This window comes from Dictyobacter alpinus (assembly GCF_003967575.1).
Lineage (GTDB): Bacteria > Chloroflexota > Ktedonobacteria > Ktedonobacterales > Ktedonobacteraceae > Dictyobacter > Dictyobacter alpinus.
Map to the genome: position 1 here is coordinate 2,852,624 of NZ_BIFT01000001.1, position 17,767 is coordinate 2,870,390.

The following is a 17,767-nucleotide window of genomic DNA, read 5'->3' on the forward strand; positions in this document are numbered from 1 at the left end:
TCATACTATAACGCATCTGGGGCGTAGCGTACAGAGTTTCATTGACTTTATTTTGTTTTTCTTCGCTAACGCCAGGTGCGATTTTTAGCGTGACACCTCGCGTTTGCAACGCTCGCTTGTTTTGAAGAGAGAACTGGAGAGGCGGTCGCGACCGCCTCTCCAGTTCTCTCTTCAAAAGGGAGTACGGGGGGAAAACTTGCCAATGGCATTAGCTATGGATAGTCTTTAGCGCCTGCGGTAGGTACAAGGATTTTACTCTATAAATTAATTACACTTCAATGCGCGCCACACAAAATATTGATATTTGTATCTTTATTTATGTTATACTCATTGTAAGCATTTTCACAACTTCTTCATTTAAGGAAGAGCTTAGTAAGTAAAAACCCTATGAAACCCAAGGAGATTTGTATGAGGTCCTTTCCTCTAAAAGTAGTGCTGGCATTGCTGGCTATCTTATTTACATTGCCAGTTGCAGCGCCAGCTTTTGCAAAGTCAACACAGCCAGTCGCAACAACAGCGCAGTCCACTTCGATTAATCTGGCCCATCTTGATGGTTTAAGCCAACAGGTAAACATAGCTGGTCAGCAGATGTTGATCATACATGTTTATTCGGAGTATCCCGATTATAAGTGGGTCGATGCAGCTGGTGAAGGCATTGCTTGTATTGATGATGCCGCCCGTGCAGTAATAGTGTATTTAAATGATTACAAACAAACGCATAATGAGCAATCACTAAATAAAGCGCGAGACCTACTGAAATTTGTCATGCACATGCAGGCAAATGATGGCGAGTTCTATAATTTTATTAAGTCCGACCTCTCAATTAATACAGATGGAGTCACAAGCAAAAAGTCTTTTGACTGGTGGGCGACGCGCGCCATGTGGTCTCTTGGTTATGGCTACAATGTGTTCAAAAATATAGATCCAGCCTTTGCCGGGAAGTTACAGAGTAGCTTTTTACTGTCGAACACCGCCTTGCAGCGAAAAATCAATGGTAGCTATGGCTCATACATACATCTGCATGGCTATAAAATACCTGCCTGGATCGACGGATTTGATTCTATGTCGAATGCATTGCTAGGACTGACAGAATTTTACCAGGCGCAGCCATTGAATACTGTTAAGGATTCTATGCTCAAAGTTGGCCGTGGACTTGCTGAGTATCAATATGGTTCCAATACGCAGTTCCCGTTTGGGGCTCATCTGGACTGGAATGGATCAGTGAGTCTCTGGCACGCCTATGGTAGTGGACAAACTTTTGCTCTGGCCAGAGCTGGAATGCTCCTGCATCAAAATACATGGATTGCATCCGCAAAGCAAGAGGCAGACCAATTATTCAGCCACCTGCTGGTTACAGGCATGATTAATCAGATGGCACCGACACCTGATAAAAACGGACAGATAGCTTACGGCGTCGACATGCTGGTCCAGGGCTTTATGGCTGTTCATCAGGCCACCCATGATCCTCGCTATGCTCGCTATGCTGGCATCGCCGCCTCCTGGTTTACAGGAAACAATGACGCGCATTTTGCCATGTATGATCCAGCCAACGGGCGTGGATACGATGGCCTGGATGGAACCACTGGGAAAGTTAGCTTGAATTCAGGTGCTGAATCAACTATCGAAGCTTTGATGGCACTCCAGGTCGTCAATCAAAATCCTAGCGCACTGAACATGGTGAATGTGAAAACTATTGAGCGCCATACTGCTAGCATCTATGAAGCTGAGTCCGCTAAAATTGCCGCTGGAAATCCACAAATTATTACACCAGACAGTAATTGGACTGGTGAGGCTCAATATAGCGGAAAAATGGTCAAGATGTCTAACAATGATCAGTTGCAGCAAGAGCTACAGATTACACACAGTGGTAAGTATATGCTTTCTGCCGCGCTGGTCAAACCGCATATAGTAACAGGTAAACTGGCGTTGGAGATAGGTATTGATGGTCATCATGTCAGCACGATCCAGGTCCAGCGCTCACCTGACAAGGATTATCTAACCCTTATCTCACCGGATCAAGCATTCGCATTAACCAGTGGCAAACATACGTTGTCAGTAACGCTTAAAGCGGGAGCCAGCGCATCGCTGGTCGTGGATAATGTTGTGCTGCAGCCTCTGAAAGAATACGCCGTCTTTCAAATGCCGAATGGTACCAACTTTACCTTGAAGCACAATCTGGCAGGGGATAGAGCTTAATTGTTTCGCGCCTGCCATTGTAAGCGTAAATGCCGCTCACAATGGCAGGGTGCGCAAGAAAAGGCCACAGATCGCTCTGATGATAGAGTGGTCTGTGGCTTTTTTGCTGCCTCGCTTTATTTAGCTATCTAGGCTTTGTCATAGAGGCTGGGTACGTTGTAGAAGGCGCTGTAGCCGGCATAGCGGGCGGTTTCGGCTCCTAGTTCGTCCTCGATGACGAGGAGGCGGTTATATTTGGCGACGCGCTCACTGCGGGCGGGTGCGCCTGTTTTGATCTGGCCGGCATTGGTGGCTACCACGAGGTCGGCGATGGTGGTATCTTCCGTTTCGCCGGAACGATGTGAGATGACGGCGGTGAATTGGGCACGTTTGGCCATCTCAATGGCTTCCATAGTTTCGGATAAGCTACCAATCTGGTTGAGTTTGATCAGGATAGAGTTGGCTGACTGCTCTTTGATGCCGCGTTTCAGGCGCTCGGTGTTGGTAACAAAGAGATCATCGCCAACGATCTGGATGTTATTGCCGACGCGCTTGCGGAATGAGGACCAGCCTTCCCAGTCATCTTCGGAGAGGCCATCTTCGATACTGATCAGTGGATACTCATGGATCCATTTTTCGTAGAGATCGACCAGTTCTTTGGATGACAGGGTGCGGCCTTCACGTGCAAGTTCGTATTTGCCATTCTGGTAGAGTTCGGTGGCGGCCGCATCCATGCCTAAATAAATATCTTTACCGGGTTTGTAGCCGGCGGTCTCAATGGCGGCCACCAGGACCTCTAAGGCGGCGCGGTTATCGCTAAGGGATGGGGCAAAACCACCTTCGTCACCGACATTCGTATTAAGTTTTTTGTCGTGCAGAACTTTTTTCAGAGCTTGATAGACTTCAGCACCCATGCGTAGGGCATCTCGGAATGAATTTGCCCCAACTGGAAGTACCATGTACTCCTGGAAGTCGGTAGAATTGTCAGCGTGTTTGCCACCATTGAGGATGTTCATCATCGGAACAGGCAATGTGCGAGCAGAGACGCCACCGAGATAGCGATAGAGTGGTTGCTGCTGAGCCAGAGCGGCAGCTCTGGCGACTGCGAGTGAAGCACCAAGGATCGCATTGGCGCCCAGAGTTGCTTTATTCGGGGTATTATCCAGCGCGATCATAACTTCGTCGATCATCGCCTGATCGGTTGCATCCAATCCTACCAGTGCATCCTCAATGACATCCTGGACGTTAGCTACAGCCCTAAGGACACCTTTGCCGCCATAGCGACTCTTATCGCCATCGCGTAGCTCAACTGCCTCGTGAGCGCCGGTGGATGCGCCGGAAGGCACAGACGCAGTTCCCTGCGCGCCACCCATCAAAAGCACCTCAACCTGGATCGTTGGATTGCCGCGAGAATCCAATATTTCGCGGGCAGTAACAGCTTCAATGGTTGTAAGATCATCTGTATTGTATGGCATAAATAGAAGTTCCTCCACAAAACCATATATGTGCACGATATGAGAGCATGACAGAAAATTCTGGCGGCTCCGTGTTTATGGGACGTATTGGTCCAGTCTGTTTTGCACATCCTTGCGGGGCTATTGTACATCGTAGGGGAGGAATTGGGCAAGGGGAGAAAGCCCCGGGGTGGGGCTTTCTATGTTACTAGCGTTCTTTATCGAGGCTGTCCAATGCATCGGCGATAATGTCGGTATGCTCGGGCCGACCAACCGTCAGGCGCATAAAATTGCTCAGATACGGATGGTTAAAGTAGCGTAGCATGACGCCACGTTGCTCAACGGCCTGTTTGATACGCTCAATTTTCACTTCTTCGGTATCTACCTCGGCCAGAATAAAATTGCCCTGGGAAGGTATCGGACAGAAATAGGAGCGGCTGGCTAGCATCTTAAACATGCGTTCGCGTTCCTCTTTCAATAAGCGCACATTGTTCAGCGTATAATCCAGATTCTTCAATGTTTCGATGGCTGCAATATGGCCAGCCATGTTTACTTCGAAGGGGCATTGTGCGCGTCGCATATACGAGACAATCCACTCCGGGAAAATGCCGTAGCCAATGCGTAGACCGGCCAGACCGGCCCATTTACTGAATGTACGCATAACAATCAGATTGCGATGTTGAGGCACCAGGTGAGCCAGGCCCTGGGGTTTATCTGAAAACTCTGTGTAAGCCTCATCGACCATTACGATGCGGCCAGTGTCCAGTAGTGCCAGAATATCCTGTTCGCTCACAGGATTGCCAGTAGGATTATTGGGGGAGCACAACACAATCATTTTTGTCTCTGGTGTCAAAGCCTTGGTGATTGCATCGACATCGATCTCATAGTCCTCTGCTCGTGGCACTTCCAGCACATACGCCCCACAGAATGTGGTGATAAACGTATAGAGCGAGAACGTTGGTGGACAACAAATAACGTTATCACCAACGGAAAGGAAGATATGCCAGAGTAGATTGATCAGCTCATTACTGCCATGGCTGACCACAATATGGTGGCTATCCACACCCGTATACTCAGCCAGAGCTTTTTTCAAGGCCCGAGAGTCTGTATCGGGATAATTATTGTAAGCAAAGTGGTTACCTAAAGCGGCCACCACTTGCGGTGCTGGTCCATAAGGGCTTTCATTTGCGTTCAGCTTGATCAGCTGATCGACTGGGATTCCTGTACGTGCACTGAATGCTTCCTGAGACTCACCAGGTATATATTCAGCCATTCGGTCCAATTCTGGGCGCACGTGAACAGGACGAGGGGAATACGTATACATGGTTTGTCCTATTTTTTAGAGTCGGCGTCCACAAAAATTTGTGCGGGTCGCCGAATCAGCGTGCTGCGCGCTGCGGTATTGCCAGTAGAGCCATTATTAAAGAGAGAGCCACTCGTTGTGCTACCGAACTGCTTGGCAGGCGGAACGGTAGATTGTCCCTGTTGGGTATTTGGACGCTGCTCTATTGTCTGCTGAACCATATCTAAACCACGACGTAAAGTCATCATATCACGCATAAAGCAAGCAACAGCCGAGGCTGCCGAGCCTTTTTCCTTTGATGTTTCATAGCGACGGGCGGTAGCTTCACCAGCCGATTGGGCTGCCTCCGCCATTGGATCAGAGGTTTTAGCTGCATAGGCATCCTGGAAAATATCATCCCAGTTACCCCAGCGGCCTCGCAGCGGCTTCCAGCCTAGCTGGCTATCACTAATCGTCCGCCATTTCTCTTCGGTGAACTGAATCCAGTCTTCTAATAAACGGTTGAAAGCAGCAACTTGTTGACGCAGCTGTTCTTCTTCTTGTGAAGGCCGTTGCGAGAAGTTCTGTTGCAAGCCGTCGGTACTCTGGGGGCTCACGAATTCGTTGTTATATGTATTGTTGCCCGCTGGCTGGTAGTTCATAGCCGGCTGACCTGAAAATCCATTTGGAGAGAAATCATGTGCTCCAGGAAAGAAGCCAGAACCATTATTATATTGTTGCATGCCTTCGGATGGTAGTTGTCCGCCGGGCATACCAAGCATTGGCAATTCAGTACCAGCTGGTAGCTCGCCAATGACGTGGATGCCATTAGCACCCAGTAAGGGACTCATAATGGTCGTCCCATCCTGTAACATAATACTATCACTAAGGCCCGAATTGCCGCCAATCACAATCTCTTCATGCCCAACTGCATCCAGGATGCGCCAGGCCAGATGAGGATGTTTAATGGACCACCAGACACGGCGGCCAATAAAGACGGCAGCAAAGGTAAAATTTACCACCAGCCAGACTATACCACGCACCGCTAACCAGTTGACGAGCGCAATAACAAGGATGATATACCATGGGTTATGCTGTCCCGCCTCCTCAATAAAAGTCAGTACGGCTGCGACAGTCAGGCTGGGGTCGCGCAGCGGATTAATAAAATCCAGTATACGCCAGATCCATTTCCTACCGGTCGTCTCTTCCAATTTGCGCTCCTCTCATAGTGGCATGGGTCAGATAAAAACACATATTTCTCTCTGCTTCTAGCAGGGCAATTCTAGCATGATGCTCTATACAACCGCAAAGTTTTACTTAATGGGTAGTAGTTATGGGTTATATCTCTATGGTATCTAATAAAGAGATACTAGTAAACAATTATATACAATATGATTAAGGTATGTCTGGTTTTTTTGTGTTTCGAAAAATTTTTTCGGCTTCATCGCATGAAGCAAACGAGTGCCTTGACTGTTCTTCATTAATCAAAACGAGTATTAGGCTATGTCTTGCTCTTGATGGGACCATTGTCTCATAGTGTTTTATTGAGATTAACCGTGTCGAACAGATTTTTTGGCTATTTGTACGTCTATATATGGAGAGTGTAGACTTATTCTCATTAGCAACCTGGAATGAGTCGAGAAATGGCCTGTGATACGTGTGAAGTATAAATGCTTACTCATCTACTGCTAGAATGAATAGACATTATAGTGGTGGATATAAAGATGGAAATGACGACAGATGGGGCCCCAGGAATGGTATAAACGGCCTTGATAAGCAGGAGCCTAGGCATACTGCTTCATTGTATGGTAACATTACATTTGGGGACTTGCATAGCTCCGTTATGCATGATTAGGTTTGTTTGTAGGTCAAACCGTATCAGAGGTACAGAGTTCAAGAAAAGGTGCTAAATATATTTGTCTTGCACTCGACTCAAGCATACACGGTACCACAAACGAGAACTATAAGCACCTGTTAGAAAGGATATACCCATGCCCACGCGGAAGACGACAAAGGCCCCTCCTCCGCAGTTATCGCATGCTCAGCGTCTGATCATTGCTTCCAATCGTGGTCCAGTAGAATTTCAGTTAAAGCAGGATAAGACACTTAAAGCGAGGCGCGGTGCTGGCGGTATGGTGACGGCACTCATTGATGCCGGAAACCGTATGGAGGTTTCGTGGGTTGCAATGACCATGACCGATGGTGATCGCCTGGCAGTTAAAAAAGCTCAGGAAGAGAACAACGGCATTCTGCAATCACCTATTCCAGGTCAAAAAATGCAACTACGTTATGTGTCCGTTTCCAAGGATGCCTATCGTAAACACTATGAAAAGATCAGCAATGAACTGCTCTGGTTCCTGCAACACTATATGTATGATCCTACCCAGGATTCTACCTCGGCAGCCCAATTACAGGATGCCTGGGAGAATGGATACAAGGTTGCTAATCAGGCGATCGCTGACGCGGTCTGCACTGAGATTGAGAGCAAAGATAGTGTACCAGTGGTGATGTTGCAAGACTATCATCTGTATCTGGTGCCCTTGATGATTCGTGAGCGACATCCAACGATTATCATGCAGCAGTTTATCCATATCCCCTGGCCCGATGTACGCTGCTGGCATTTTCTTCCAAGCAATATCGCTCAGGCGATCTATAGCGGGTTAGTCGGTAACGACATTATTGGTTTCCAGACCGAGCGTGATGCTCGTAACTTCTTAGAAGGCGCGCGAACCCTGTTGGATGGGGCGGTCGTCGACTTTGAAGAAGGTGCCATCTGGTGGCAAGGTCACCGTACCCAGACAAGATCGTATCCCATTTCCATCTCAGTTACTGAGGAGCGTCGTGTCGTTAACAGTGCCGCAGGACGGCGAGCGGCCGAAGAGATGAAAAAACTGCTCCGCGAGTACACTATTATGCGTGTGGATCGCGTTGAGCCAACCAAAAATATTATCCGCGGCTTTCAGGCCTACGAAGAAGTGCTGGAAGCGCATCCCGAACTCCACGGGAAAGTCACATTTCTGGCATTCCTGGTGCCGTCGCGCCAGAGTCTCCCAATGTATCGCCGTTTCGACGGAGATCTGCGTGCATTAATTGAAGAGATCAATAGCAAATACGGAACCGACGACTGGACACCCATTCAGGCCTTCTTCGGCAATGATCGTGTTCGTGCGCTGGCCGCTATGCAATATTATGATGTTTTGCTCGTCAATCCAATTATTGATGGAATGAATCTTGTGGCCAAGGAAGGTCCTGCCGTCAATCAGACTGATGGAGTAATTGTTTTATCGCGAACCGCCGGAGCATTCCAGCAACTGGCAAAAGGCTCTATTCCTACGTCACCAACTGATGTCTTTGAAACCTCACAGGCTCTTTATAAAGCATTGACCATGTCTCCTGAAGAGCGCCGCCAGAAATCCGCTCTGGCACGTCAGGCTGTTGAGCGCAGTGATTTAACCGTATGGATGGCCCGTCAGATTTCCGATGTCAATGAGTTACTGGAGCGTGTATTCTCTAATACAACACCTCCTAACAGTGTTCCATCTAATAGTGAACCCCTTCCAGACACATCCATCGTAGCCAATATGGCATAGTGTGTGTCGTGAACAGTAGCAGTGCTTGCTTGAACTGATGTCATAGCGATGCAACTGTAGAGGTACCTTGCCGGTACCCCTACGATTGCTTCCATGACGACTAAGGTTCTCGTACCCATCCCTTTGGATAGCGCGCCTGGCTTGTGCTAAGCATTTGTCCTACTGACATCGATGGTTATCTGCTCAAGAAGTTTCACCATCTCCTCAACGCCCTGAACAATGGTGTCTGCATGTTCGAGGACTGCGGGGGGCGTATCCGCATGTTGGACCGCGATAGCATGGGCAGCGTAGCCATCCTGTCGCAGGCGCTCAATCTCCAGTATGCCATGCAGATCCGTACGATCGTCACCGGCGAAGATGACGCCTTTTAAATTGAAATGCTCGACAAAGCGGCGTAATGCTTTACCTTTATTGATTGTGAGGGGGGCAAGGATCTCAACTGCACGTTTGCCTTCATCGATATGCATGTTAAGTCTGGCGGCTGGTTCTTTGAGGGTATTCAGGATCAACTGACGGGCCGCTTCTGGATCATCGGCGAGACGATAATGGATCGTGCCACCAATATTTTTGCGCTGAATGACCAGTCCAGGTATTTTTGGCTTTAACTCTTTCTCGGCCAGGTCCAGCAACTCTTTGCCAGGCTCTAAAAAGGGGACCGCCTCTGGCAGCAACTGGACAGGATGGGTGGTGGGCAGACCATCGCACCATTCAAGTCCATGCGTGCCGATATAGGTCAGTCCCTCAAGATTCACAATACGGGCCCCATCGGCTACCGCACGTCCGGTCAGGACACCAACATGGGCGAATTTACTGGCCCTTTGCAAATATCCTGCCGCGCCTGGATACAGTTTTGCCTCATCGGGTGTCTGAGCGATTGGACTCAATGTACCATCTATATCAAATACCAACCCCAGGGGGCGTTGAGTAAGTACCTTTGTGATATCCTCTGATACCATATGCGATTTCTCCATATTCTATAGCTAGTGTTATAACCTTGATGCCATTGGATATTTGCCCTTACTATGTCTGATCAGGCTCAAGTTTGTCAATGAGCTTGATGGCTGGGTGCGGCTAAAAAAAGATACCAGAGGAGGCAACCAGGTCCCTCTGATATCTTTTTTTGGTTTGAGCTTTTAGTAAAGAATACGTACATCCATTTCATTGTTGCGACCAATGGTGACTTGCGTATGATCATCTTCGCGTGTGAAATGCAGATGGACGCGTTGTGATCCTACATAGAGGCCATCAATCTCCAGGTTCCCTAACCACTCTGGCAGGGCTGGCTGGTGCAGCGTCAGACGCTTCTCTGCCGCATTAGGATGTAATCCTAACAAGGACATGAGTAACATGACCGGCGCACCGGAGGCCCAGGCCTGTGGTGAGCAAGAGACTGGATAGCGGGTTGGACCATAGCCTTCGCGGCGCTCAAAGCCACAATATAACTCTGGCAGGCGTGCATCGGCAAAGTGATCGCTGGCATCAAAAAGGCTTTTGAGCAGTTGTCCTGCCTCTTGCTTACCACCATAGAGCGCGAAGCCCGCGCCAATCAAGGCGGTATCGTGTGGCCAGACTGAGCCATTATGATAGCTTAAAGGATTATAGCGCGCGGCCTCGGTTGAAAGGGTACGAATACCCCAGCCACTAAACATATCCTTGCGCATCAGACGGTCAATGATCAGGCGCGCTTTATCATCTGGTAGAATACCACTCCAGAGACACTGGCCAGCATTAGAACTCACCACATCACATGGCTCCCCATGCTCAGCCAGAGCCAGATAAACGGTCTGCTCCTCATCCCACCAGTAGTGCTGCAAGAACTGCTCCTGAATGATCTCAGCTTTACGATCCCAGTTCTGACTATGGGCCTTGCGACCAGTTTTGAGAGCCAGATAGCTGGCACCGCGATAAGCTGCATAGGTATAGCCTTGAATCTCACTCAGAGCCAGAGGAGCGTGGGCCAGGCGTCCATCGCTATGCGAGATACTATCCCAGGAATCTTTCCAGCAGTGATTACCCAGACCAGTAGACTCACCACGCTGATACTCTATGAAGGAATCCCCGTCCCGATCACCATACTCGAGCATCCATTTGACTGCTGCCTCAACATTTGACCAATGCTGTTCCAGAAAATCTTCATCATTGGTCCAACGCATATAAGCCTCAAATAAGATCAAAAAGAGCGGAGTCGCATCAGCTGTCCCATAATAAGGAATATAAGGAATCTCACGCATAGCTGCCATTTCACCTTCGCGGAACTCATGCAGGATCTTACCAGGCTCCTCATCGGTGAATGAATCGACCTTTGTGCCCTGATAGGCCGCCAGGAACGCCAGGGTTCCACGAGCTACCTGTGGATAAAGGGGAAGAAATTCCAGGGCCGCAATCAGCCCGTCACGACCAAAGGGACAGTTAAACCATGGAATACCAGCATAAGGATAATAGCCATAGGGAGTCATGGTGCTTAACATCATGAGATCTCGTGTGCTACGTTCCAGCAGACGATTAAAGAAAGCGTTATCGGTGACCATAGTTGGCAGGTTGGTCTCGTTCCAGAGCGATAAGGCCTGATCGATCTTTAATTTCTCAGAAGTGGACTCATCCATGTGGGTCATAACCGTAATCTCTATCGGCACGCCCCGCTGAAGATGCAATTTCCAGTCCATGCGATCTGATTGCATCAGGTCTGGCGTTGGAGTCGCCTCAAAGCTTGTCCAGCGCTCGACCTGATCGATGCCCTGATAGGTAAGTTTGATGCCCGTCTCATTAACCTCTGGCAGCAATTGTTTACCGCGTTGCTCACGGACCATACCACGGACCTCAAACATATCGCTATAATCCGCACCCACCCTCAAACTCAAAGTCAACGGTAAATCCACAGTATGAAAGCTTGTCACCGTAAAAGTTTGTTTAAGGTAGTCTTGTTCTAATGTTATAAAGCGATCAATATGGACGACACCCTGTTCAAGCAGTGTATCGGCGCTTAATTGTAATGGTAAATTAGTAAGATCGATATGGCAGGCATCACTCATACGTGATGTCTGATGAGAAAGAGCAACGAGTTTCTTGCCTTCTAAAAACAGATTGTTGGTGCGTAGAAAACGCGTTCCACGGCGAAAAAGGCCCATTTCTTGCCGTGATGCCAGGAGATCTCCACATACATCGAGCAGTAGAAAACTATCGCCACTTTTCAGCGTAATCGATGTTGCATTAACCTGTTCTTTTTCCTCAATGAGCTTAATCGCCTCTGGTTGTACCTGCTGGCTTTCCTGAGAAGCCTGCATGGCCATATGCATTTTGTCATCTATCATGTAGTTATGTCCTACCCTAAATTATAAAAAACTAAATGCCCACGTTATAAAGCGTGGGTGAAATGCAATAATGGGGGTAACAGTGGCACGTTGGCTTGCTACACTGGGAGGTTGGCCACAAATGGGGAAGGCTATAAAAATGGATGTTGTGTCTGCAAAAATATTGTGTGCACATACATCCAGGGGCGTCGCTGCCTCCCCGGAACGGTTATTTGCATGACCGTTGTGGGCGTACTTCTACCTCGATGTTTCAGTACCCTTTGATATTTATCGTACCTCAGGCTCCTACAACTATACATCAAAAAGGGAATTCTAGTCCTGACGCTTAGGACATTTATCCTTTTTGTGTAGTACTATTCGTCTATCAGTACGTTGAAGGATAGTGATACGTTCTGGATTATCATGGTTAACCATAGTGGATAGATACATATATAGAGTAAATATTCCTATGAAAAAGTGAAAGGCTATGGAGGTTTTAAAGCAGGCGAGAGCTATGTTTGGCGTGGCATGGATGTTTTTTCTTTAGATCGAATCCTATACTATATAGGATTCGATCTAAAGAAAAAACTATTTACCAGCGAGATTGAACTTGTGCTCGAATACGGGTATCATAGATTTCCTGGATGCGACGCATTGTATCATCGCTTAACGCTGCCAGTTTGGAGGCGGAAGTATTATCAACTGCCTGAGCTGGATTTTTCGCACCTGGAATAATAGTGGAAACTTCCGGGAACATCAGGATCCAGCGTAGGGCGAACTGTGCCAGGGTTGTGCCCTCGGGTACCAGGGCACGTAGCTCTTCTACAGCTTGCAGGCCGGTCTCATAATCCACGCCAGAGAAGGTCTCACCTTGATCGAAGGACTCACCATGGCGGTTAAAATTGCGGTGATCATTCGCATCAAACTGTGTATTCGCTTTAAATTTGCCGGTGAGCAGGCCGCTGGCCAGAGGAACACGGACAATGATGCCCACATTACGCTCACGGGCGGCCGCGAAGAACGCTTCTGCTGGCTTCAAGCGAAACATATTGAAGATAATCTGAACGGTCTTGAGATTAGGATACTCAATAGCCTTTAGCGCCTCCTCAACCTTCTCCACACTGACACCATAGTTACGTAGCTTTCCCTGCTGGACCAGTGTATCCAGATGCGCGAAGACTTCTGGCATCGAGTAGACTTCAGTGGGAGGACAATGCAACTGGAGCAAGTCCAGTGCCTCGACATCCAGATTGCGCAAGCTACGCTCAACAAAACTGGTTAACTGTTGTGTATCTTTATAACCTGCTGCGACATGTGGAGAGAGCCGACGACCAGCCTTAGTCGCGATAAAAAGCGGCTCACTGCGCTCTTTACGCACTTGAGCCACCAGGCGTTCGGAGTGTCCATCGCCATACACATCAGCAGTATCAATGAAATTCACACCTTCATCAATAGCTTTATTGAGGGCCGCAAGTCCTGCCGAATCATCCTTTTGTCCCCAGGCATCGCCACCGATACCCCAGGAACCAAAACCGATCTCCGAAGGTTTCCAGCCAGTACGTCCAAGTGTACGATACTGCATATCTGCATTTCCTTTCGACGAATTACAATGTATATATATTTGGTTCCTGTATAGCTTATCCCAAATAACGCTCGCTTGTAAAATCAAGCCACAAATCTGTGCATGCAACTTAAGCGCATCCTGGTCGAAATTGCGGGGAACATTAGACTACGACGTGTTTGGGGGACATATCTTACGTGAACAGGTGGCAGGTGCAAGACCTGCCGTTACACGGGGAGAGCGAATCATTGGGTGTGAGGGCCGAATATACGTGTGTGTGTTTATCACAGGACGAGTTTCTGCATGAGTGTGTGCAGGGTTTGTTCGGGATGCTGGCAGAGGCCTGAGTGTACGGGTGAGAGTTGTATCGTGGCGCTGCGGGGCGCTACGAGCCATTGGAAGCGTTCGGATTGGGACAGTTGTCCAACCGGGCCACTTTCAGCTTTACCTTCGCATACCTGGAGAAAGTGATGGAGTTGTATCTGTAGCGCTGCCAGATCTAATGTGGGCGCAAAAGCCTGGAGGCGGGCTTCATCGACATGGATGAGCGCACCCAGGAAACGGCGTGTACGGCAATAGAGAATGACTCCAACGTTGATACACTCGCCACGGTCTACACGCGGTACAACACGAATAATGGCATAATCATATGAGCTGGTCGCGGGCACGCAGAGCCTCCTCTACAAAGATAGACGAATGCGCCAGGCGATCCAGCAAGTAATCCAGATACGCTTGTCGATGCAACGCCGGCGTTGCGAAGGTTGTATCCTGTTCTAGCCAGGATTCCGGGATAGCATTGATGATGTTTGTCATGTCTTCGGTCGTCAACCGGGCCCGCAGGCGCTGGTCAGCCTCTGGCAACATACTGGCAACTGGTAGCAAGACATGGCTTTTAATTGAGGTAAAAGGTATGCGGCTACGCGCCATGTAGTCCGAGTTGACATGATGGAAATAGAGGGACGCTCCATGGTCGATAAGCATCAGACGTTGATGCCACCAGAGCATGTTTGTGTTGCGTGGGGTGCGATCGACATTGGTCACAAAGGCGTCAAACCAGAGAATAGCTGAGGCCAGCAAAGGATCAAGCTCACGGGCATCCAGGGCATCAAAGGTCAGCGCGCCCGGTAGGAAATCCAGGGCCAGATTGAGTCCCGCGCTTGCTTTAAGCAATTCCTGAATCTCAAAATCCGGTTCCATACGACCGAGGACCGGGTCCAACTCCATAAAGACAATCTCGGGGACGGGTAGTCCCAGGCTGCGGGCAATCTCTCCGGCAACCAGTTCCGCGATCAGCGCCTTTAAGCCCTGACCCGCGCCGCGAAATTTCAGCACATATAAGCCATCGTCGTCGGCTTCTACGATGGCTGGTAGCGACCCTCCTTCTCGCAATGGGGTCACATAACGTGTGGCGGTTATTGTTCTCAACATAGCTTCATTTTAACATAACTCAACCTGATATGGACATGGGGAAAAGTTGGTCGGACGTGAACGCGGATGCGTGCTTGTATTGTTGTAGTTAATTTGGCTGTCATAGTTAACTTTTGCTAGCTTTTGACGTGATATAGCTATATGCTATTTGGATAGTAGAGAGAATATACAATAATTGGAAGAGGTTTACAGAAATATATGGCAAATACATTACAGGGTAAAGTTGCTCTGATTACTGGTGCTTCGTCGGGTATTGGTGCAGCTTCAGCTTTGTCGCTAGCTGCTGAAGGAGCACATGTGGCAGTGGTGGCACGACGTGGTGAGCGTTTACAGGACCTGGTACGCCAGATCCAAAAAAATGGTGGTCAGGCTTTGCCGATTGTGGCGGATGTGGCGGATGAGCAGGAAGTGGCCGAGATGGTGAAGCATGTCAAAAATACATTGGGACGTATCGATATTCTGGTGAATAATGCAGGTGTGATGCTGCTTGGCCAGATTGATGGCGCCAATACCGAGGATTGGCGGCGCATGGTGGCGATTAATGTGATGGGTCTCATGTATACTACACATGCGGTATTGCCGATTATGAAAGAGCAGAATCGCGGCCACATCGTGAATATCTCATCGGTGGCGGGCCGCGTAGCGCGTGCCGGTAGTGGTGTCTACAATGTCACCAAATGGGGCGTGGTGGCCTTCTCAGAGGCACTGCGACAGGAATCATATAAAAATAATATTCGTGTAACGGTCATCGAGCCGGGTGCGGTCGCCACAGAATTGACCGATCATATTACCGATGAGGCCGCCAAACAGAAGCAGGGTGAATGGTTACAAGGTCTGACACCCCTGGAGAGCGAAGATATTGCCGCCGCAATCGTCTATGCAGTTACCCAGCCCGAACGCGTTAATGTGAATGAAATCTTAATTCGTCCTACCGGTCAAGACCGCTAGGCATTTTTCTAAAGCTTAATATGTCCTGCCAGCCAGGACTGTCAGGTTTTTTTCGTATATACTAGAAGCGAACCAACAAATGTTAGCGAGATTAGCGGAAACGTTTGTTGGTTTCTCTTTGTAGCAATGTTTTGACATCCTCAGGACGAATTATGGCGATGTCGCCTGGTATGCAACGTTTGAAGGCGGCCAGGGCATTACCAAATGTGAGCGGTGTGAGATGGGGACCCGTTTGCTGTTCGGCCAGTTCTTGATAGAGTGGGCCTTTCAAGTGTGCATAGAGGTAGCCGGCATCAAAGGCATCTCCCGAACCAAAGCGGGCATGTCCACCGGTGTCAAAGACGGAGACATGAGTATATTTTCCATGATCAAGATGGGCTGATCCTTCACTACCGAGGGTCAGTACCAGAGCTTTATCGCTACCAAAACGGTTTGCCATCTGATGCAGGACGGTCTGAGGATCGCCCTGGAAATTCCAGATCTCGGTGGCGTCGGCATAGGAGCAGAAGAGGATACTGGCTTGCTGGCAGGCCGCTTCGAGCTGTGTCGCGGCCTCGCTGGCCGACCAGAGTTTGGCACGGTAATTGACATCAAATGAGAGCGGCACCTGTTGGGCACGGGCACGGTCCAGGAGACGCTGGAAGACCGTGCGGGCCTGGGTGCTGAGGGCGGGCGTGATACCGGTCAGGTGGAGCAGGCGGGCATTATCTACCAGTTGATAATTGACGGCATCGGGATCGATCAGGGCGCAGGCCGAGTTGGCGCGATCATAGTAGACCTGAAGACCGATGGGTCGGGGAGCCTCCTCAACATAAAATGTACCCAGACGGGCAGTAGGCGCAGCCCAGACAATCTGGCTTACATCAATCCCATGGCTACGTAATACCCTCTCTACATGCCTCCCCAAAGGATTGTCTGGCAGGCAGGAGAGCCATGAGACGCGATAGTTCAGACGGGCCAGGCTGGCCAAGGTATTCGACTCGCTACCACCCACATGGATATCCAGACTGGGAGTACTCTCCAGCCGATTACCCACTGGCGTGGTCAGACGAAACATGGTTTCCCCAAAACTAATAACATCTACTGGCATAAGTTTTCGCTTTCTTTCGCTACAAGCATATATTCATAACGCCAATCGGGATGAATAAGCGCCATGTAGATTGCGCTTAAAAAGCAATCGTGAACGCCGCTCACTCGCGGCTAGTGAAGTCGCCACAGCTCAAGCATGGAAGCCTGAACTTTTCTGACGAAGCGTTTCAGCCTGTCAGGCGACTTCACTCACACGATTGAAAGGTAGGCCGGAACGCACTTTTATACATGATATAATGAGATAACTGCATAAGACAACTATCGATTAAAGGGATACACATTATGCCACAAAAAAGCAGCAAGGTTCTTCAGCCACGGATGCCGATCGCAATTGTACGGCTGGACAATCTGGATAACGCGCTTGAGATCAGCGGGGCCCTTTTAGAGGGCGGCATCACTACCATTGAGTTTACTTTGACCAATTCCAGAGCCAACGAAGTAATTAGCAGGGTACGCCAGAAATTTGGTGAGCGTCTGACCGTGGGGGCCGGTACCGTGCTGGATGGCATGATGGCCCAGGATTCAATGGATGCTGGCGCCCAGTTTCTGGTGACCCCCATCCTTGCATTGGATGTGATTGAGAAGAGCAAGGAACGGGACATTCCTGTTGTCTGTGGTGCCTATACCCCTACCGAGATCTGGACTGCATGGAAAGCCGGCGCGGAACTGGTCAAGGTTTTTCCTGCCAGTCAGTTAGGCCCATGTTATTTCAAAGATATTCTGGCTCCACTCCCTCAACTGCAACTGGTGCCAACCGGTGGCGTGAATCTAGATACCTGTGGAGCATTCCTGGCCGCCGGCGCGTATACCGTCGCCGTTGGGAGCCAACTGGTCAGTAAAGATATTGTGCGTCAGAAAGACTGGAAAGCTCTGGCTGCGCTGGCCAATCAATATCTTGAGGCATGTCGATAAATCATTGGATCGGGTCCGAAGATGATCGCTTCGTATGTATA

13 protein-coding genes are annotated in these 17,767 nt (G+C 49.2%); 4 read left to right on the plus strand and 9 right to left on the minus strand.

The window, feature by feature from the left end; genetic code table 11:
* Positions 1–408 precede the first annotated feature (408 nt).
* Entirely contained in the window at positions 409–2,196 is a 1,788-nt protein-coding gene (locus EL633_RS11330; RefSeq protein WP_126627285.1) for a hypothetical protein, read from the plus strand.
* Positions 2,197–2,324: 128 nt separating this feature from the next.
* Here EL633_RS11330 and eno read toward each other — a convergent pair whose 3' ends face one another.
* The 3 genes from eno to EL633_RS11345 all read right to left on the minus strand — a co-directional run bounded on the left by eno (position 2,325) and on the right by EL633_RS11345 (position 6,122).
* Positions 2,325–3,650: a phosphopyruvate hydratase gene (eno, locus tag EL633_RS11335; protein ID WP_126627286.1), complete on the minus strand. Its 1,326-nt coding sequence runs from the start codon at positions 3,648–3,650 to the stop codon at positions 2,325–2,327.
* Positions 3,651–3,837: 187 nt separating this feature from the next.
* Positions 3,838–4,953, minus strand: a complete 1,116-nt coding sequence (gene hisC, locus EL633_RS11340; RefSeq protein WP_126627287.1) for a histidinol-phosphate transaminase — start codon at positions 4,951–4,953, stop codon at positions 3,838–3,840.
* A gap of 8 nt (positions 4,954–4,961) precedes the next feature.
* A complete protein-coding gene (locus EL633_RS11345; protein ID WP_126627288.1) occupies positions 4,962–6,122 on the minus strand; it encodes a hypothetical protein in 1,161 nt (386 codons plus the stop codon).
* A gap of 780 nt (positions 6,123–6,902) precedes the next feature.
* On the opposite strand from EL633_RS11345, the gene EL633_RS11350 reads away from it, so the two are divergent.
* The gene (locus EL633_RS11350) at positions 6,903–8,501 is read left to right on the plus strand and encodes an alpha,alpha-trehalose-phosphate synthase (UDP-forming) (RefSeq protein WP_126627289.1); all 1,599 of its coding nucleotides are present in this window, start codon (positions 6,903–6,905) and stop codon (positions 8,499–8,501) included.
* Between the two features lie 146 nt (positions 8,502–8,647).
* Here the strand turns inward: EL633_RS11350 and otsB are convergent, their stop codons facing one another.
* The 5 genes from otsB to EL633_RS11375 all read right to left on the minus strand — a co-directional run bounded on the left by otsB (position 8,648) and on the right by EL633_RS11375 (position 14,777).
* Entirely contained in the window at positions 8,648–9,457 is an 810-nt protein-coding gene (gene otsB, locus EL633_RS11355; protein WP_161982085.1) for a trehalose-phosphatase, read from the minus strand.
* 177 nt (positions 9,458–9,634) lie between these two features.
* Positions 9,635–11,809: an amylo-alpha-1,6-glucosidase gene (locus EL633_RS11360; protein WP_126627291.1), complete on the minus strand. Its 2,175-nt coding sequence runs from the start codon at positions 11,807–11,809 to the stop codon at positions 9,635–9,637.
* 571 nt (positions 11,810–12,380) lie between these two features.
* Positions 12,381–13,370, minus strand: a complete 990-nt coding sequence (locus EL633_RS11365) for an aldo/keto reductase (protein WP_126627292.1) — start codon at positions 13,368–13,370, stop codon at positions 12,381–12,383.
* Between the two features lie 263 nt (positions 13,371–13,633).
* Complete coding sequence (locus tag EL633_RS11370) at positions 13,634–14,017, minus strand: DUF3037 domain-containing protein (protein WP_126627293.1); 384 nt, start codon at positions 14,015–14,017, stop codon at positions 13,634–13,636.
* Positions 13,995–14,777 carry a HipA family kinase gene (locus tag EL633_RS11375; protein ID WP_126627294.1) on the minus strand — a complete coding sequence of 261 codons (783 nt, stop codon included), beginning with the start codon at positions 14,775–14,777 and terminating at the stop codon, positions 13,995–13,997. The genes EL633_RS11370 and EL633_RS11375 overlap by 23 nt, the downstream gene beginning before the upstream one ends.
* 198 nt (positions 14,778–14,975) lie before the next feature.
* Here EL633_RS11375 and EL633_RS11380 point away from each other — a divergent pair, with 198 nt between their 5' ends.
* Positions 14,976–15,725 (plus strand): SDR family NAD(P)-dependent oxidoreductase, encoded by a 750-nt coding sequence (locus EL633_RS11380; protein WP_126627295.1) that lies wholly within the window; start codon positions 14,976–14,978, stop codon positions 15,723–15,725.
* 91 nt (positions 15,726–15,816) lie between these two features.
* On the opposite strand, the gene EL633_RS11385 is transcribed toward EL633_RS11380, so the two are convergent.
* Positions 15,817–16,815: a sugar kinase gene (locus EL633_RS11385; protein ID WP_126627296.1), complete on the minus strand. Its 999-nt coding sequence runs from the start codon at positions 16,813–16,815 to the stop codon at positions 15,817–15,819.
* A gap of 281 nt (positions 16,816–17,096) precedes the next feature.
* Between EL633_RS11385 and EL633_RS11390 the strand changes: the two genes are divergently transcribed.
* The gene (locus EL633_RS11390) at positions 17,097–17,726 is read left to right on the plus strand and encodes a bifunctional 4-hydroxy-2-oxoglutarate aldolase/2-dehydro-3-deoxy-phosphogluconate aldolase (protein WP_126627297.1); all 630 of its coding nucleotides are present in this window, start codon (positions 17,097–17,099) and stop codon (positions 17,724–17,726) included.
* Positions 17,727–17,767: the final 41 nt, after the last annotated feature.